Annotated in this window: 14 protein-coding genes; 10 read left to right on the top strand and 4 right to left on the bottom strand. The window is 72.1% G+C overall.

Features of this window, described 5'->3' with window-relative positions; translation table 11 throughout:
• Position 1: 1 nt before the first annotated feature.
• The 7 genes from ABZY33_RS26480 (at position 2) to ABZY33_RS26510 (ending at position 7,143) form a co-directional block, all read left to right on the top strand.
• Entirely contained in the window at positions 2–1,624 is a 1,623-nt protein-coding gene (locus ABZY33_RS26480) for a peptidoglycan-binding domain-containing protein (protein WP_356494181.1), read from the top strand.
• On the top strand, positions 1,621–2,352 hold the full coding sequence (locus ABZY33_RS26485; RefSeq protein ID WP_356494182.1) for an ABC transporter ATP-binding protein: 732 nt from the start codon (positions 1,621–1,623) through the stop codon (positions 2,350–2,352). The genes ABZY33_RS26480 and ABZY33_RS26485 overlap by 4 nt, the downstream gene beginning before the upstream one ends.
• Complete coding sequence (locus tag ABZY33_RS26490; RefSeq protein WP_356494183.1) at positions 2,349–3,596, top strand: ABC transporter permease; 1,248 nt, start codon at positions 2,349–2,351, stop codon at positions 3,594–3,596. Before ABZY33_RS26485 ends, ABZY33_RS26490 begins: the two co-directional genes overlap by 4 nt.
• A gap of 98 nt (positions 3,597–3,694) precedes the next feature.
• Positions 3,695–4,201: a SigE family RNA polymerase sigma factor gene (locus ABZY33_RS26495; RefSeq protein ID WP_356494184.1), complete on the top strand. Its 507-nt coding sequence runs from the start codon at positions 3,695–3,697 to the stop codon at positions 4,199–4,201.
• Positions 4,202–4,318: 117 nt separating this feature from the next.
• The gene (locus tag ABZY33_RS26500; RefSeq protein WP_356494185.1) at positions 4,319–5,203 is read left to right on the top strand and encodes a hypothetical protein; all 885 of its coding nucleotides are present in this window, start codon (positions 4,319–4,321) and stop codon (positions 5,201–5,203) included.
• A 331-nt stretch (positions 5,204–5,534) separates the two neighbouring features.
• Entirely contained in the window at positions 5,535–5,729 is a 195-nt protein-coding gene (locus tag ABZY33_RS26505; protein ID WP_356494186.1) for an antitoxin, read from the top strand.
• Positions 5,730–6,135: 406 nt separating this feature from the next.
• Positions 6,136–7,143: a teichoic acid biosynthesis protein C gene (locus tag ABZY33_RS26510; RefSeq protein WP_356494187.1), complete on the top strand. Its 1,008-nt coding sequence runs from the start codon at positions 6,136–6,138 to the stop codon at positions 7,141–7,143.
• 47 nt (positions 7,144–7,190) lie between these two features.
• Here the strand turns inward: ABZY33_RS26510 and ABZY33_RS26515 are convergent, their stop codons facing one another.
• Both ABZY33_RS26515 and ABZY33_RS26520 read right to left on the bottom strand, forming a co-directional pair.
• On the bottom strand, positions 7,191–7,517 hold the full coding sequence (locus ABZY33_RS26515) for a class F sortase (RefSeq protein WP_356494188.1): 327 nt from the start codon (positions 7,515–7,517) through the stop codon (positions 7,191–7,193).
• A 216-nt stretch (positions 7,518–7,733) separates the two neighbouring features.
• Complete coding sequence (locus ABZY33_RS26520) at positions 7,734–8,957, bottom strand: ROK family transcriptional regulator (protein ID WP_356494189.1); 1,224 nt, start codon at positions 8,955–8,957, stop codon at positions 7,734–7,736.
• A gap of 170 nt (positions 8,958–9,127) precedes the next feature.
• Here ABZY33_RS26520 and ABZY33_RS26525 point away from each other — a divergent pair, with 170 nt between their 5' ends.
• Both ABZY33_RS26525 and ABZY33_RS26530 read left to right on the top strand, forming a co-directional pair.
• Positions 9,128–10,846, top strand: coding sequence for an RICIN domain-containing protein (locus tag ABZY33_RS26525; RefSeq protein WP_356494190.1), 1,719 nt, complete (start codon positions 9,128–9,130; stop codon positions 10,844–10,846).
• A gap of 179 nt (positions 10,847–11,025) precedes the next feature.
• A complete protein-coding gene (locus ABZY33_RS26530; protein WP_356494191.1) occupies positions 11,026–13,002 on the top strand; it encodes a hypothetical protein in 1,977 nt (658 codons plus the stop codon).
• Positions 13,003–13,014: 12 nt separating this feature from the next.
• Here the strand turns inward: ABZY33_RS26530 and ABZY33_RS26535 are convergent, their stop codons facing one another.
• Together ABZY33_RS26535 and ABZY33_RS26540 are read right to left on the bottom strand one after the other, a co-directional pair.
• Positions 13,015–13,293: a hypothetical protein gene (locus ABZY33_RS26535; RefSeq protein WP_356494192.1), complete on the bottom strand. Its 279-nt coding sequence runs from the start codon at positions 13,291–13,293 to the stop codon at positions 13,015–13,017.
• Between the two features lie 60 nt (positions 13,294–13,353).
• Entirely contained in the window at positions 13,354–13,917 is a 564-nt protein-coding gene (locus tag ABZY33_RS26540) for an ABATE domain-containing protein (protein WP_356494193.1), read from the bottom strand.
• Between the two features lie 142 nt (positions 13,918–14,059).
• Here ABZY33_RS26540 and ABZY33_RS26545 point away from each other — a divergent pair, with 142 nt between their 5' ends.
• The gene (locus ABZY33_RS26545; RefSeq protein WP_356494194.1) at positions 14,060–15,334 is read left to right on the top strand and encodes an MFS transporter; all 1,275 of its coding nucleotides are present in this window, start codon (positions 14,060–14,062) and stop codon (positions 15,332–15,334) included.
• Positions 15,335–15,392: the final 58 nt, after the last annotated feature.

Here is a 15,392-nt window from a genome sequence, read left to right on the forward strand (position 1 = left end):
CATGACGACGACCGGTGACATGCCGACGGCCGAGGACGACAACGCGTCCGTACTCGCCAGGCGGCGGCGCTGGGTGGCCATCGTCGCCGCGGGGGCGGTGCTGCTGGCCGGGGCGGGCGTCGGCGCCTCCCTGCTGATCAAATCCCCGGCGCAGGCCGCCGCCGACGCGCGGGCCCCTTCTCCGGACATCCTGACCTCACCGGTCGAGCACCGGGTACTGAAGGACTCGGTGATCCTGCGGGGCACGGTCACCGCCGGACAGTCCGTCGACGTGACCCCGGCCGACGCGGGCGGAGAGGACGGCGGCCGCCCGGTCGTCACCAAACTGCCGCTGCGTCAGGGGCAGACCGTCGCTGCGGGCCAGGTCGTTATGGAGGTGTCCGGGCGCCCGGTGTTCGCGCTCAAGGGCTCGGTGCCGGTGTACCGGGACCTCAAGCCGGGCACCGAGGGCGACGACGTCAAGCAGCTCCAGAAAGCGCTGACCTCACTCGGACACCGCACCGGGAACGATCGCGCAGGACACTTCGGAGCGGGTACCAAGAGCGCCCTCAACGCCTACTACGCCTCCATCGGCTACGACCCGCTGCCCGCGTCCGCCGACGAGGCCGACCAGATATCGGCTGCGCAGAGCGCGGTGACAGCAGCGGAACGCGCCCACGAGGACGCGCTGGACACCCTGCACCAGGCGACGGCGGCCACAGGGTCCTCGACCGCCTCGGGGTCCACAGCCGCACCGAGCCCCTCGGCTTCCGCGACACTCTCGGCGGCCGACCGGGCCGACGGCAAGACGGTTCCCGGCTCCGCCGGTTCGGGCGGCGGCGACGGCACGTCCGGTGGCGCGGAAACCCGTTCACTGCGCAAGGGTGTCAGCCGCGCCGCGGAGGACCTCGCCACGGCCCGGGAAGCCCTCAACAAGGTCAAGCAGAAGGCCGGGCCGATGCTGCCGTCCGGAGAAGTGGTGTTCATCCGCAGCTTCCCCGCCCGGGTCACCCAGGTCTCCGCGGTGGTGGGCTCCGGCGCCGACGGTGCGGCGATGAAGATTTCGGCCGGTCAACTGGTGGTCGACGGCTACCTCCAGGAACAGCAGAAGGGCCTGATCCGATCCGGGCAGAAAGTGCGGATCGACATCGAGTCGGCCGGCCTCACGGTGCCCGCCACGGTCACTTCGGTGGCCGACTCCCAGGACAACGGCCAACAGGCGACCGGGCAGAGCGGCACCGACGGCTCCAACTCGGGCGACACCGCGGGCAGCGGCACGGGCAGCGGCACGGGCGGCGCCGCCTCCGTCCCGCAGGGCTATCTGATGGTGGTCCACCCGAACCGGCCGCTGCCGTCGAACTCCGCCGGCGAGGACGTACGGCTGACCATCGAGGCGGCCTCCACATCGGGCGCCGCACTGGTTGTCCCGGTCACCGCCCTGTCGTCGGGAGCCGACGGAAAGAGCGTCGTCACCGTCCTGGAGGCCGGTGACGGACAACAGAGCGGCAGGCAGCGCAGGGTCGCGGTGCGGCCCGGCACCTCCGGTGACGGCTTCGTGGCCGTGACGCCCGAAGCGGGCGCGTCCCTCAAGGAGGGCGACCTGGTGATCACCGGCGTCAAAAAGGGCGCGGGGAGCGGCTCGTGACGCTGATCCAGCAGGACGCCGAAGCACGGGCCCCGGGCGTACCGCCTCCGGTCATCGAGTTCCGGCAGGCGGGCCTCACCTACCCGGGACCGCCGCCGGTACCGGCCTTCAGACCCTGCGACCTGACGATCCGCCGCGGTGAGTTCGTGTCCGTCATCGGCCCCTCCGGGTCCGGCAAGTCGACGTTCCTGAACATCGCGGGGCTGCTCGACGCACCGACCCACGGCAGCTATCTGCTGGACGGCATCGACACCGGCGCCCTGCGGGACGCAGACCGCACCGCGCTGCGCGGACGCCGCATCGGCTTCGTTTTCCAGTCCTTTCACCTGCTGCCGCACCGCTCGTCGCAGGAGAACGTGGTCCTGGGCATGACGTACAACGGCGTCGCCCGCGCGGAGCGCTCCGCGCGGGCGCGCGACGCGCTGGTACGGGTCGGGCTCGGCCACCGGCTCAACGCGCTGCCCACCCGGCTGTCCGGCGGTGAACGCCAGCGCGTCGCCATCGCCCGCGCCGTGGCGTGCCGTCCCTCGCTGCTGCTGTGCGACGAGCCGACCGGCAATCTCGACACCCGTAACGCCGAAGCGGTGCTGGAACTGCTGGACGAACTGCACGCCGACGGCATGACGGTGGTCGTCATCACCCATGACCCGCTGGTCGCCGCCCGCGGCGCCCGTACCGTCGCGATCCGCGACGGCGTGCTGCACGAGGACCGGGAGAGGACCGCGTGAGCGACACCGAACGGCCGGACCGGGCCGTCGAACCGTCCTCCTTCAGCGTGCGTGACCTGCTCGCCGAATCACTGGCCGGACTGCTCCAGCGACCGGCCCGTTCCGCCCTGACCGCGCTGGGTACCGTCCTCGGTGTCGGTACCTTCGTCGCGATCCTCGGCCTGACCGCCACCACCTCCTCGCAGATCGATGCCCGGTTCTCCGTACTCACCGCCACCGAGGTCACGGTCGAGGACGTGGCACGGGAGCAGGACCCGTACGCGCCGATGGCCTTTCCCCGCAACGCCGACCAGCGGATCGAGGGACTCGCCGGGGTGGAGCACGCCGGGGTGTTCTGGTCCGTGCGCACCGGCCCCGACATGCGGGTACATGCCTCCCTGGGCGGCGGTTCGGCCGACGGGACCGGGGAGGACGCCGCGCTGGTGGCGGCCTCTCCCGGAGTCCTCGAAGCCGCCGTACCGCACCTGTCCCAGGGCAGGATCTTCGATGCCTACCACGAGAAGCACGCCGACGATGTGGCCGTGATCGGCTCCGGCCTGGCCGAGCGACTCGGCGTCACCACCCTGGAGACGCACCCGGCGATCTTCGTCGGCGAGCAGCCGTTCACCGTCATCGGCATCATCGACGACGTCCGGCGCAAGGCCGACCTGCTCTCGTCGGTCGTCATCCCGCGCTCCACCGCGCTCGGGCTGTACGGCGAGCCGCAGGACACCCCGGCGAAGATGCTCGTCTCCACCCGGATCGGCGCCGCCCAGCAGATCGCCGCCGAGGCGCCGACCGCCCTGCGCCCGGACCACCCCGGTTACCTCAAGGCCGTGCCACCGCCGGATCCCAAGTCGCTGCGCTCCCACGTGACCGACGACCTCAGCCAGCTCTTCCTGCTGCTCGCCTCGATCTGTCTGGTCATCGGCGCGGTCGGTATCGCGAACACCACGCTGGTCGCCGTCCTCGAGCGCACCGCAGAGATCGGTCTGCGCAGGGCGCTGGGTGCTCGCGGCCGCCACATCACCGTGCAGTTCCTCGCCGAGTCCGCCGCCCTGGGCGCACTCGGCGGCCTCATAGGGACCAGTCTCGGCACCGTGACCGTGGTGGCTGTCGCCGTGGCCCGCGACTGGACGCCGGTGGTGCACCCGTCGACCGTCGCGACCGCCCCGGTGATCGGCTTGGTCACCGGCCTGGTGGCCGGTCTCTATCCGGCGCTGCGGGCATCCCGCATCCAGCCGGCGGAAGCACTGCGACGCTGAGATCCGTATTTCTTTTCCGGATGCCGTGACAGGATCCGCACCCCGCGGCGTCCTTAAGGATGTGGAAGAACTCCGATCGGCTGAAGGGCTGGGGCACAGTGGCGTCTTCGGAGGACCTCGGGCAGTTCGAGGAGTTCGCCCGTGCCTGCAGCCCGCGCCTGTTCCGTACCGCCCTGCTGCTCTGCGGGGACTGGCACCTCGCCGAAGACCTGGTACAGACGGCCCTGGGCAAGGCGTACGCCTCCTGGCACCGGGTGCAACGGGCAGACAACCCGGAGGCGTACGTACGGACCGTGCTGATGCGCAGCTTCATCTCGCACACCCGGCTGCGCCGGTCCACCGAGCGCCCCGTCTCGGTCGTACCCGAAGGCACGGCCGTGGATTCGGACGCCGCGCTGCGGGTCACGCTCCTTGCCGCGCTCGCGAAGCTCCCGGTGCGTGACAGAGCCGTGGTCATCCTGCGGTACTGGGAGGACAGGAGCGTGGCGGACACAGCGCGTGAACTCGGCCTCAGCCAGGGATCCGTCCGCAACCGGAGCGCGGGCGGCCTGTCCCGGCTGCGCAAGCTCATCGGTGGCGAGCACGCCTCTTACTCTCCGCACTGATCATGGCAGTCCAACCGAACCACCCTGCCCGCCACCGAGAAGGACGGTGCTCCGATGCCGCTCCACGAACACGATGACCCAGCCGCAGACCTTTTCGGACCCGAGCTGTCCCGCGCCATGAGCTCGACGCTCAGTGACCTTCCGGTGCGGACCGAGACCCTGGTGAGCGGCGCCGTGACCCGGGGCCGCCGCACCCGGCGCCGCCGGCGGGCGGTGGCCTGGAGCACCGCGGGCACCGCGCTCTGCGCACTCACCGCCTTCGCCGTCACCACCGCGCTGCCGGGCAGCCACGCCGGCGACACCACCGCGACCAGCGTCAGAATCCCCGACTTCGCGGCCGTCGGCGCGCAGGCCTCCCCACCCGCGGGCAAGGAGGCCCTGACCGGGGCCGCGACCGTGGACATCCTGCGAGACCTGCTCCCCGGCGGGCCGGGCCCACAGCCCACCGTCCGCTGGCAGAACACCGATCCGCGCTTCACATCCGTCCAGACCATGGGAAGCATCACCACCCGCGACAAGACCGTCGTCGACGTCCGGGTCATGGGCGACTTCGTCTTCAGCCCCGCGGAGGCCGAGGCCGCTCCCGGCACCCCTCCCAGCGCGGACAAGAGCGGCGGCACGGTCGCCCCCGACAAGGAGGCCCGCAAGAAGGACGCCGCCCGCCGCAGCCACGAATCGGGCATCGCCAAACAGCGCCACGACACCAGCAGGAGTCAGCTGCAGCACCTCTACACCTGCGACGTCCGAAGCACCACGCCGCTCACCGACTGCCACGTGAGCACCCTCGAAGGCGGCGCCACGCTGCTCGCGTACACCACCACCACCGACGGCGTCCGCACCCGTACCGCCGACCTGCTGCGCCCCGACGGCACCAGGATCCTCGTCACCGCCACCGGGACATCGCTCACCGAAGCCCGGTTGCGTACGATCGCGGCCAGCCCGCGCTGGCAACAGTGGGTCGAACCGGCCGTGAACGACGAAGCCGCCGGGAAGACCCCGTAGGCGTACCGACGGGCCCACCGACCCCGTGGCCCCGCCCTATTCCGGAGGGCGGGGCCACGGCCACACACGACGAGTCCCCGGCCTTCTGCCGGTGGTCGAGATGCCGCCAACAGGTCGGCAGGAGCCGAACCCGGCTCCAGCGGCAGGAGTTGCCAGGCGATGTCCTGGTGCAGGACATACAGGATCGCCCAGTCAGGCCTCCGCTTGGGCGACCTTCGTATACGGCCGTCATGGTCGTCGGTCCGATCCTCGCGGAAGGGGGGATTCCTCGCGAGATCCTGGGTACGCGGAGTTCAGCACAACGCACGTACGAACGTGGGAGGTATCCACCATGGGCAAGCTGAGCGATGTCGCGAACAAGGCCAAGGAGATGGCCAAGGGCCATCCGGACCAGGCCGACAAGGGTGTCGACGGCGCCGAGCGTCTCATCGACGAGCGTACGGGCAACAAGTACGACGCACAGACCGACAAAGCCGCCGACGCGGCCCGCCGCAGCTACGGCAGCGGAACGGACCAGCAGCACTGACCGCGCTACTCTCTGCGCCCCCGGCCGGACGGCCGGGGGCGCGCGCATGCCGTCACAGGGGGACTGCCGTCTCCGCCCGCTCACGTTCTTGCGCCGCGGAGCGGGCAATCGATGAGTGACGGCTGATCGACTGAATCGCTTCACCCGCCGCGAGCCGTACCCGCAGGATTCCACCTCTGCCCGTAGCGTCGAGGATCTCGGCTTCGTCCCGACGACGTAAGAACAGCGACCGTGCATCCGTGCGGTGTCGGGGCCCACGCCGGCGGCGGGGAAACCGCGTCCGCGGCCCGGTCGCTCGCGTGTGCCCCGCCACCCGCAGATCCGCCCCGTGTGCCGGGGACGCGACGGCTCCGAGACCGAGCGCGCCGTCCCGGGGCACACGTCAACCGACCGAGAGGTGGCCTCCGTGGCCTGGTCCGTCCCCCAGTCACGCACGCGCAGGGACGCGTTGAAGCTCGCCCTTCCGGCTCTGAGCCTCGCGCTCCCCGCGACCCCGGCGCTGGCCGGCACCGCGCGGGACCCGTACGGCACGTCCGGGCCCACCACGCCGGGAAGCCCCTGGCTCGCCGGTGTGCGCCTGCGCTACGGCACCGTGCTGCAGTCCTTCGCCTTCGACGAGCCGCACAAGTGCCTGTACGCCTTGCAGATCGTGGGCGGCGGTGTCCGGCTGGCGGGAGAGAAGCGCGCCTATACGCACGCCGAGCGGGCCCTGCGCGGGGACCTCTGCCTGAACCGGCTGAGTCTTCGCGGCACGCTGACCGGCTCCATGCTGCTCAAGGGCTTCGGTCATGGCGGGGCCATGGGCGTCGAGCAGGACGGCAAGGGCAGCCGGCTGTGGACGGAGTGGTCGGCCAATCCCGCCTCCGGCTACGGTCGCGGCGTCTGTTCGTTCCAGTTCGTCAACGGCCGCGTCCTCAGCCGTACCAGCACCCGTTTGACCGTCCGCACTCCGGTGCCGGGCTCCACCAGCAACAGCGTCACCCTCGATCAGAGCCGCCCCCGCCTCCTGCTCCGTTACAAGGTCGACGGCCGCCCCCGCTTCGCGGTCCACGACCTCGCCCGCTTCGCCGCCGGCCGCTTCCGTCCGCTCGCCGACTTCGCCCAGCCCGGTGCCCGGTTCGATCTGCCCTTCCAGGGGATGGCGCTGCACGGCGATACGGTCTACCAGCTCATGGGCAGCGGCTACGGGTCCGACAACCCCCCGGAGTCCGGCGGCAACGTCTACCTCGGCCGCACCAACTGGCGCACCGGTGAAACGCACTACGTCTTTCCCGGGGACACCGCCGCCCACCTCAGCCCCCGTGAACCGGAAGGACTCGCGGTCCGGCCCGCCGATCAGCGACTCTATGTCGGCTTCACGCAAGGGGCGTCGGGTCACCGGCGGTTCTCGCTCTACTCCGAGGAATTGCGCTGAGCCCGGCCTGACCCCGGGCCGCAACGGGCACATCCGGTGAGCCTCCGTCAGGAACCGTCATCGGCTCCTGTGATGCGGGCGCTGATGACGACGTTGCCGTTGTACTGCCCGCGTCGGTGCTCGCAACCGCCACCACGGGTGATCAGACGTAGGTCGGGGTGGCCGGTGTCCGCGTACACCTTGCCGTGCGGATGGTCGGTCGCGTCGTAGACGTTGATGGCATCGACGGTGACGTGCGCGCTGACCCCGTCGCGGCGGGGCGCGTCGATACGCATGCCGTGTTTGAGGCTGCCCAGGTCGTAGGAGACGGCACGGCCCGACCGGCTGACCGGGCCCAGGCCGTGGTCTTCACCTGCGAGGACGGTCTTGTCCACCCCGGCGGCTCTGGCTGAGCCCGCCCTCAGGGGCCGCTCCGGCGAGGAGGCGGAAGAGGGCGACAGTGCTGGACCGCTCGTGGTCTCCTGCCGTCTCGGCCTGGCCCTCTGGCTGTCGGCGGGTGTGTTCTGGCGCCCGCGCACATGGCGTGTTCAGGGTCGACAGCGGCTTGTCCCTCGAAGGCACGCAGCGAGATCAGCCCGTCCGGGAACCGTTCAGACCGCCGCGCCGGGGTCGCGGTACACCTCGTCCAGGGCCAGGTACGCGCCGCCGCGGGCCGCCGCCGTGAAGCCCAGGGCGGAGAGGACGATGTCGCAGCCGCCACCTTCGGGGGCGATGACGCGTTCGTGGACCACCGCGCGGACGCGGTCGAGCATGAGGTCGCCGATGTGCGTGAAGTAGCCGCCGAGGACGACGCGGCCGGGGTTGAGGACGTCGGCGAGCAGGGCGATGCCGAGGCCGAGGGCGTCGGCCACGCGGGCCAGCGCGTCCAGGGTGCGCGCGTCGCCGAGCGCGGCGCGGTCGTGCAGCGTGGCGAGGCGGTGCTCCAACTCCACGCCCGGGTCGTGCACTTCGTCGTCGGCGTCGGCCGCGAGGCGCAGGATCGCGTCCAGGCCGACCATCGTCTCCCAGCAGCCCGTGCGCCCGCACACGCACGGGCGCCGCCCCGGGTCGAGCGGCATGTGGCCGACCTCGCCCGCGAATCCGGCGGAGCCGCGCAGCAGCCGCCCGTCGCTGATGATGCCCGCGCCGATGCCGCGTTCGCCGGTGATGCACACCATGTCGGGGACCTGCCCGTGGACGTGCTCGGCGACGGCGCCGAGCTTGGCGTCGTTCTCGACGGCGAGCGGCAGCGCCGTGGGGCGGAGGCGCTCCGAGAGCCCGGCGGTGACGGGTACGTCGCGCCAGCCCAGAGCGGGCGCGTAGCGGACGACCCCGGCGCGGGTGTCGATGACGCCGGGCACCGCGAGGGTCAGACCCACCGCGCGGGCCGTGGACCGGTCGAGGGCGGTGACGCAGTCCCGTACGACGGCGGCGGTCAGGTCGAGGACGGCGGCGGCGCCCGCCCCGGCGACCGCGACGGGTACCCGGTGTTCGAAGGCCGTCCCGCCGCCGAGCGTGAGCGCGAGGACGTGGACGTAACTGCTGCTGATCTCCACGCCGATGCCGCAGATGTGCGAGCCGTCGATGCCGACGAGCGTGCCGGGGCGGCCGACCGCGCCCTCGCGTCTCAAGGGTCCCTCGGAAGCAAGGCCGAGAGCGACGAGTTCGGCGACGAGGCTGGTCACCGTGGGCTTGGGCAGGCCGCTGTCGGCGGCGATGCGGGCCCGCGACAGCGGACCCTTGTCGCGCAGCATGCGCAGCACCAGGGCGAGGTTGGCGCGCCGGATGGAACCGCGGTCGCGGGCCGCCGACGGCACGGTCAGATCAGCCTTCACTTCACCCTCGTCTCTGGGGGAGCCCCCGGTCTGCCGGCCCGCTGACCCTCATCATCGCAAGGACTCTTGACACCTCCCACACCCGTGCAGATAGTTCGGATCGTAGCCGAACTAATTATGGATCCCGCTACTTCCCATCCCCGCGTCGCCGTGATCCGGAGGAGCTCCCTGTGTCACCAGACCGTTCCCGCACCAGAACCTCCGCCGCGCTCGCCGTAGCTGCCACCGTGCTGCTCGGCACGGCCCTGACCACCCCCGCGCACGCCGCGGTCGGCGACCCCGCATACACGGTCACGATCGGCCAGAAGGGGCCGTGGTCGAACCCCGACGACTCCCCGGCCGCCCCGTTCATCGACAAGGACGGTTCGTTCCACTACCAGTCCGCGCACGCCCTGTACGGGAAGACCGACCCGCGCGAGTGGAAGTTCTGGTCGGGCAAGGACTTCGATGCCGCGAAGCCCGACACGAAGCTCGACTCCGCGGTGAACCCGGCGAGGCCGGCCGATCGCAATGACAACACGACCTGGCGGTGCAACAACTCCCCGACGGGCCGCGAGGCGACGTTTCCGCCCGCCGGGTCCTCGTACTCCCAGAAGAACTTCTGCGACCTGATGGGCGTCTGGGTCGACCCCGCTTCGGGCGACTGGTACGGCCTGGTCCACAACGAGTTCACCCCGGCCCCGTTCGGCGACGGGCTGCACTACGACGCGATCGACTACACCGTCTCGAAAGACCGCGGCAAGACGTGGACGATCAAAAGCCACATCCTGACCTCGCCGTACAGCACCGAGCGCGGCGACAGCGCCGCCTTCCCGAACGACACGTACTACTACGGCGATGGAGACCCGCGCCTGTTCGTGGACACCGCCTCCGGCTACTTCTACGTCTATTACAACTCGCGGGCCATCCCCAAGCCCGGCTCACCCGGCGGCTGGACCGACGCGAGCCTCGCGCACGTCGCCCGCGCGCCCATCTCCGGGAAGATGGCGCCGAGTTCGTGGCGCAAGTGGTACGACGGCTCGTGGTCGCAGCCCGGCATCGGTGGCAAGGAGAGCAACATGCTCCCCGTCGACTCCGCCGACGACACCGGCTACACGCCGGTGGGCAAGGACTACGACCCGGCGACCAAGGGTTCGATCGCGCAGCAGCAGGCAGCCGGTGAACTCCCGGCCAAGGCGGACCTGTTGACCATGAACATCGCCTGGGACGCGTACCTGGGCCGCTACATCGGCACCCCCGAGGCCATCCACCAGGACAGCACCGAGCCGCAGCGCTTCTACGCCACCGACAACCTCGCCACGCAGAAGTGGCACCTGCTCGGCGACTCCGGGGAGTACCGCACCGGCTCCTGGTACCGGTGGTTCCTCGACCCGGTGAACAGGACCAGCTCGCAGATCGTCGGCAAGACGTTCCGCAACTACTGCTCGTTCCAGTGCTCGGGCGGCGCGGACGGCGAGTACTACGACGCCACCATCGACCGGGCATCGGGCACCGCGGCCGCGCCGGTGCGCGCCGGGGCCTCCTACTCCGTACGGGCGGGCGGCCGCACCGCGCAGGGCCGTTGGGTGTTCACACCGAACGGCGACGGCTCGTACCGTGTCGCCGACGCCGCCTCGCACCGGCTGCTCGGCGTCGACTCCTCGCGGGACGCGGGCCGCGCCTGGTCGGCGCGGGCAGCGGTCTCGGCGGCGCCCGGCGCCGGGCCCACCGTGGGGCAGCAGTGGTGGGTGATCCCGGGGCGGCACGGGGACGGCACGACTGACGGCACCGTCCGTCTGGTCAACCGGTACAGCGGCCTCGTCCTCGGCGTCTCCGAGGCGCACGGCTGGTCCATGAACCCGACCGGGCGCGCCGCGGAGCAGCAGGCACTTCGGCTGACCAAGGGTTGACCGGGGGCTGACCCACCTCATCGCCGCAGGAGCGTTCTCCTGTCCCGCGCGTCCGGCCGCCGTTCGTGACCGGACGCGCGGCTCCCCGCGCCCTCAAGCATGCGCTGCGCGCGGCTTCCTCACCCATGCCGACGGCATCACCCGAGCGCACGAGAAGGCCCCGACCCCGAAGGAGCCCGATGCCGGCCCGCTACCACCTGCGCTTCCAGCTCGCCCCCGGACCGCACACCGAACGCCGCGCGCACGAACTCGCCGTGTTCTGCGCGCGGTCCGGCGTGGACGAGGTCGTCCTGCTGCTGGCGGCGGAGGAGTTCCACCCGGGCCACCCGACCCCGGACGAGGAGGACGCGTGGTACGACACCGCGGCGACGGCCTCGACGATCCTGCGGACCGCAGGGCTCGACGTGAGCCTCAACCCGTGGGTCACCACGGGCCACGCCGACCGCGGGCGACGCGGCCGGCAGGGGTTCGCGCCCATGGTCGCACCGGACGGCACCACGGCCACCGCACAGGCCTCCTTCGCCTGTCCCGTCTGGCGCACCTGGCTGACCTCCCACTACGGCCGCTTCGCCGGACTCGGCTTCCGTGTGTTGTGGTTGGAGGACGACTTCCGCTACCACAACCACGCGCCGCTCGGCTGGGGCGGCGGCTTCGAACCCCTCATGCTGGAACGCTTCGCGCGGGCCGCCGGCGAACCCGTCACGCGGCAGCGCCTCGTGGCCGCCGTCACCGCCCCCGGCCCGCCGCACCCCTGGCGCGCCCTGCTCCAACGGGTATGGACCACGGCCCAGTCGGAGGTCGCGTCCCTCGTCGCCGAGGCCGTCGACAAGCATTCCGAGGGCCGCTCACGGCTCGGTCTGATGAGTTCGGTACCGGGCACGCACAGCGTGGAGGGGCGCGACTGGACGGACCTCTTCGAGCGGCTCTCCATCGGCGGCGAGGCGGTCCAGCGCCCCCACTTCGCACCCTACGGCGACGCTCCGGGCACCACCCTGAGCAGCTGTGTCTGGCTGCTCGAGGAGCAACGGTCACTGCGCACCGCCCGCGTACGCAGTGAGCCGGAGATCGAGAACTGGCCGCACACGGCGTGGTCCAAGTCCGACACCCAGACCTGGTCCGAACTCGTCGCCGCCCAGCTCAGCGGCGCTGACGCCCTGTTGCTGAACCTCCACCCGACGTACACCGGCGACGCGAGCCGCCACCCCCGCATCGCCGACCTGCTGCGCCGCTCGCGTCCCGCCCTGGACCTGGCGGCCGAGCGCGCCGCGACCGCCGTCGGCACGGCGGGTGTCTGCCTCGTCACGCGCCCCGACGCGGCGGCCCACACCCGCACCGTCCGGGCGGGCGCCCTCGGCGACCTGGCGGTCGACACGACACCGGGCGCTGACTTCCTGCTCCGCTACGGCGTTCCGGTGACGGCCGAGGACGCCCCGGTACGCGCCCTGTTCGGGCGAACCGCCCACGCCGTGAGCGATGCCGATGTACATCAACTGCTGCGCGGCGGACTGCTGTTGGACGGCACGGCCGCGTACGTCCTCGCCGAGCGCGGCTTCGCGGAGCTGCTGGGCGTCGAGATCCCCGAGGTCATCGACCGCGAGGCGGCGGGCCCGTACCCGTACGCGTACGAACGCACCGGCGACGGCACCGTCCTCAGCGTCAACGTCCAGCCCGCCCTGGCCCGCCTGCGCCCGCTCGACGGCACCACGGTCCTGAGCACCGTCCACACCCCGGACGGCGGACCATGGGGCGCGGCCCGCACCCTGCACACGAACGCTGTCGGCGGGCGGGTCGCCGTCCTCGCCGCCACCGCCCCCGACCGGCTCCCGTACGACGATGAGGGGCAGCGCCTGCTGCACGCCCTGGTCCGCGCCCTGGAGGGCCCGCACCCGTCGCTGCCGCTCGTGACCGGCGGCCCGCACCTCGTGCCGCACCTGCTGCGCACCCCCGACGGCCGTCATCTGGCGATCGCCAACGGCAGCGCCGATCCGGCCCGTCCGCGGATCGCGCTGCCGCACCTTGCCCCAGCCCCGGCGACGGCCCGGCTCCTGACCCCGCTGAGCCCGCCCGTGCCCGCGTCGCTCACGCGGGGCGGGACGCACCTCACCCTCGCCGCGGACCTCCCGCACCGGGGCTGGCTCCTGCTCGACCTGCCGTGAGACGTGGGCCGCTCAGGGGTGGGTGGAGACGACGAAGACCATGGGGCGGTCCGGGTCGGAGCGGTTCACGACGACGCTCTCGGTGGGGGACGGCTTCTTCCGGGCGTGGGTGAGGCCGTACCAGGGCCCGCGACCGCTGAACTCCCGGTCGGCGACGGAGCGGTCCCGGGCGGCGATCGCGCGTTCGTTCCGTTCGAGGGCGGAGCTGTCGGCGCCGATCCGCTCCGGGAACGTGTCCAGCCTGGCGTTGCTGGTGAAGCACCACCCCGCCGCGGTCGAGGGAGAGGGCACGCGCCGCTCGTGCGTCGGCCACCAGGGCGGCGAGCTCCTGGTACTGGGGCTCGCCGACGGTCACGTCTCTGATCGTTCAGGAAGCGTGGCGGACTTGCGGCGGCGGTAGGCGGTGGCGTTGGCCCGGCTTCCGCACGACAGTTTGTCGCACCAACGGCGGTTGCCCGCGCGCGAACGGTCCAGGAAGAGACGGGTGCACTGCGCGCCGGCGCACGGGCGTACGAGGTGGCGGTCGTCACCGCCGAACAGTTCCCCGGCCTTGGTCGCGACCGTGGCCAGCACCTCGTCGATGCCACCGCTCCGCTCGACCTCACCCAGTGACTTGAGGGCCACGACGACCTGAGGGCCGCGGGCGCATTCGCGGATCAACCGTACGTCGGCCGCCGCCGCATCCGCGCCCCGCTCCGCTGCGACAGCCGTTCGGTGGACGGCCTCGCGCAGCAACTGGGCGCGGTCCAGCGCCGCTCGGGACACGTGGCCCGGACGGTCGGTCAAACGAGCCTGAGTCGCCCATGCCGCGAGATCCGCCGGCTCCGCCAGGAGGTCGATGGGATAACTGGTGCGCCAGGTCAGGGTCGCGGCGAAGTCCAGGGCGAGGTGATCGCTGACGAAGGAGAAGTCCACCACCCCAGTGTGGCGCTCACCGGCATGGAACAGCAAGATCGTGGAATCATACCCTTGACCGATGACGTCGTGGCGAAGCCCGCCGGGTCGGCCCGGCGCCTCGCCGCAGCCACCCCGCGGCCACCGCCCGGCAGGAGGGCACATGACCACGAACGCCGCACCCGTCACCGCCGCTCCCCGGCTGCTCCACTACCTCGGGGTGGCCGTCCCCGCCCGGCTCGCCGACGAAGGCGCCCGGATCGGCCTCGTCCTGTTGGCTCTGGAGCGCACGCACAGCGCGGGGCTCGGCGGCGCCCTGGTCGCGGCACTGATGATCCCGCACGTCGTGGCGGCACCGGTCCTCGGCGCCATGGCGGACCGCGTCCGTCGCCGCCGCCTCTTCCACGCCTCGTGCCTGATCACCTATGGGCTGGGGCTCGCCGGCACGGCGGTCGTGGTGGGCCGCGTACCGGCGGGGTCGGCCCTCGCTCTCGTCGCGGCGGCCGGATGCTGCGCACCGCTCGTCACCGGAGGTCTGACCAGCCTCCTTGGTGAACTGGTCCCGGCCGACCGCCTCGGCAGGGCCTTCAGCATCGACTCCACCTCGTACAACCTGGCAGGCATCTGCGGTCCCGCCCTGACGGCCGCACTGTCCGCGGCGGCGGGCCCGGACACCGCTTTGACCGCACTCGGCGCCGCAGGGGTGGTCGCGGGTCTCGTCATGCTCACACTGCCACTGGACCCCCGGACGGAAGGGGCCGGACACGGAGCGCACCCGCGCCCCGCAGACCTGGCCGCCGGACTGGTGGAACTGCTCAGGAACCCACCCCTGCGCGCGGTCACCTGGTCCAGCAGCGCCGGCCAGATCGGCGTCGGCGCGCTGCCGGTGCTGACCGCGCTGCTCGCCCGGCAGTACGGGGCGGGCTGGGCGGCGGGCGGTCTGATGACCGCGTTCGCCGCGGGTGCCCTGGCCGGGTCGCTGATCTACGCCATACGGCCATGGACCGACACGCACCCCGAGCGCGTCGTGCTGGGCTGCTTGGCGGCGACCGGACTGCCGCTGGCCGTGGCTGTCTCGAAACCGGCACTCAGCGCGACCTTGACGCTGTTCGCACTTGCTGGAGCCTGCACCGGGCCCCTTTTCAGCGCACTGCTCGCCGCCCGGGAACGGTACGCGCCGGCCGAGATTCGTACCCAGATCTTCACCCTGGGTGCCGGGCTGAAAAGCACCGCCGCCGCCGGGGGTGCGGCGGCCGCGGGGGTCGCCGGCGGTGCCGGCACCACTGTCATTCTGCTCGCGATCGCCGCGTGCCAGGTTCTTGCCACTGTGCTCGGAACCGCCCTGCTCACCAGCCGCGGAGCCGTCGGTGCACAGCGCGCCGAGGGGCCGGGCGAGGACGCCGTCCTGCATGCAACCTCTCGTACAGGCCATCCATGAAGCCCCGCCCCCGGGGCAGCGACGGCCGTCCTACCCCTCCCGTACCTCCCTTGGAATG

This window comes from Streptomyces sp. NPDC006552 (assembly GCF_040611655.1).
Taxonomy (GTDB): Bacteria; Actinomycetota; Actinomycetes; order Streptomycetales; family Streptomycetaceae; genus Streptomyces.

Excerpts from the sequence above, each read along its gene's own strand:
- ABZY33_RS26480 (WP_356494181.1), top strand. The coding sequence starts at position 2 with ATGACGACGACCGGTGACATGCCGACGGCCGAGGACGACAACGCGTCC.
- ABZY33_RS26500 (WP_356494185.1), top strand. The coding sequence starts at position 4,319 with ATGAGCTCGACGCTCAGTGACCTTCCGGTGCGGACCGAGACCCTGGTG.
- ABZY33_RS26505 (WP_356494186.1), top strand. The coding sequence starts at position 5,535 with ATGGGCAAGCTGAGCGATGTCGCGAACAAGGCCAAGGAGATGGCCAAG.
- ABZY33_RS26530 (WP_356494191.1), top strand. The coding sequence starts at position 11,026 with ATGCCGGCCCGCTACCACCTGCGCTTCCAGCTCGCCCCCGGACCGCAC.
- ABZY33_RS26545 (WP_356494194.1), top strand. The coding sequence starts at position 14,060 with ATGACCACGAACGCCGCACCCGTCACCGCCGCTCCCCGGCTGCTCCAC.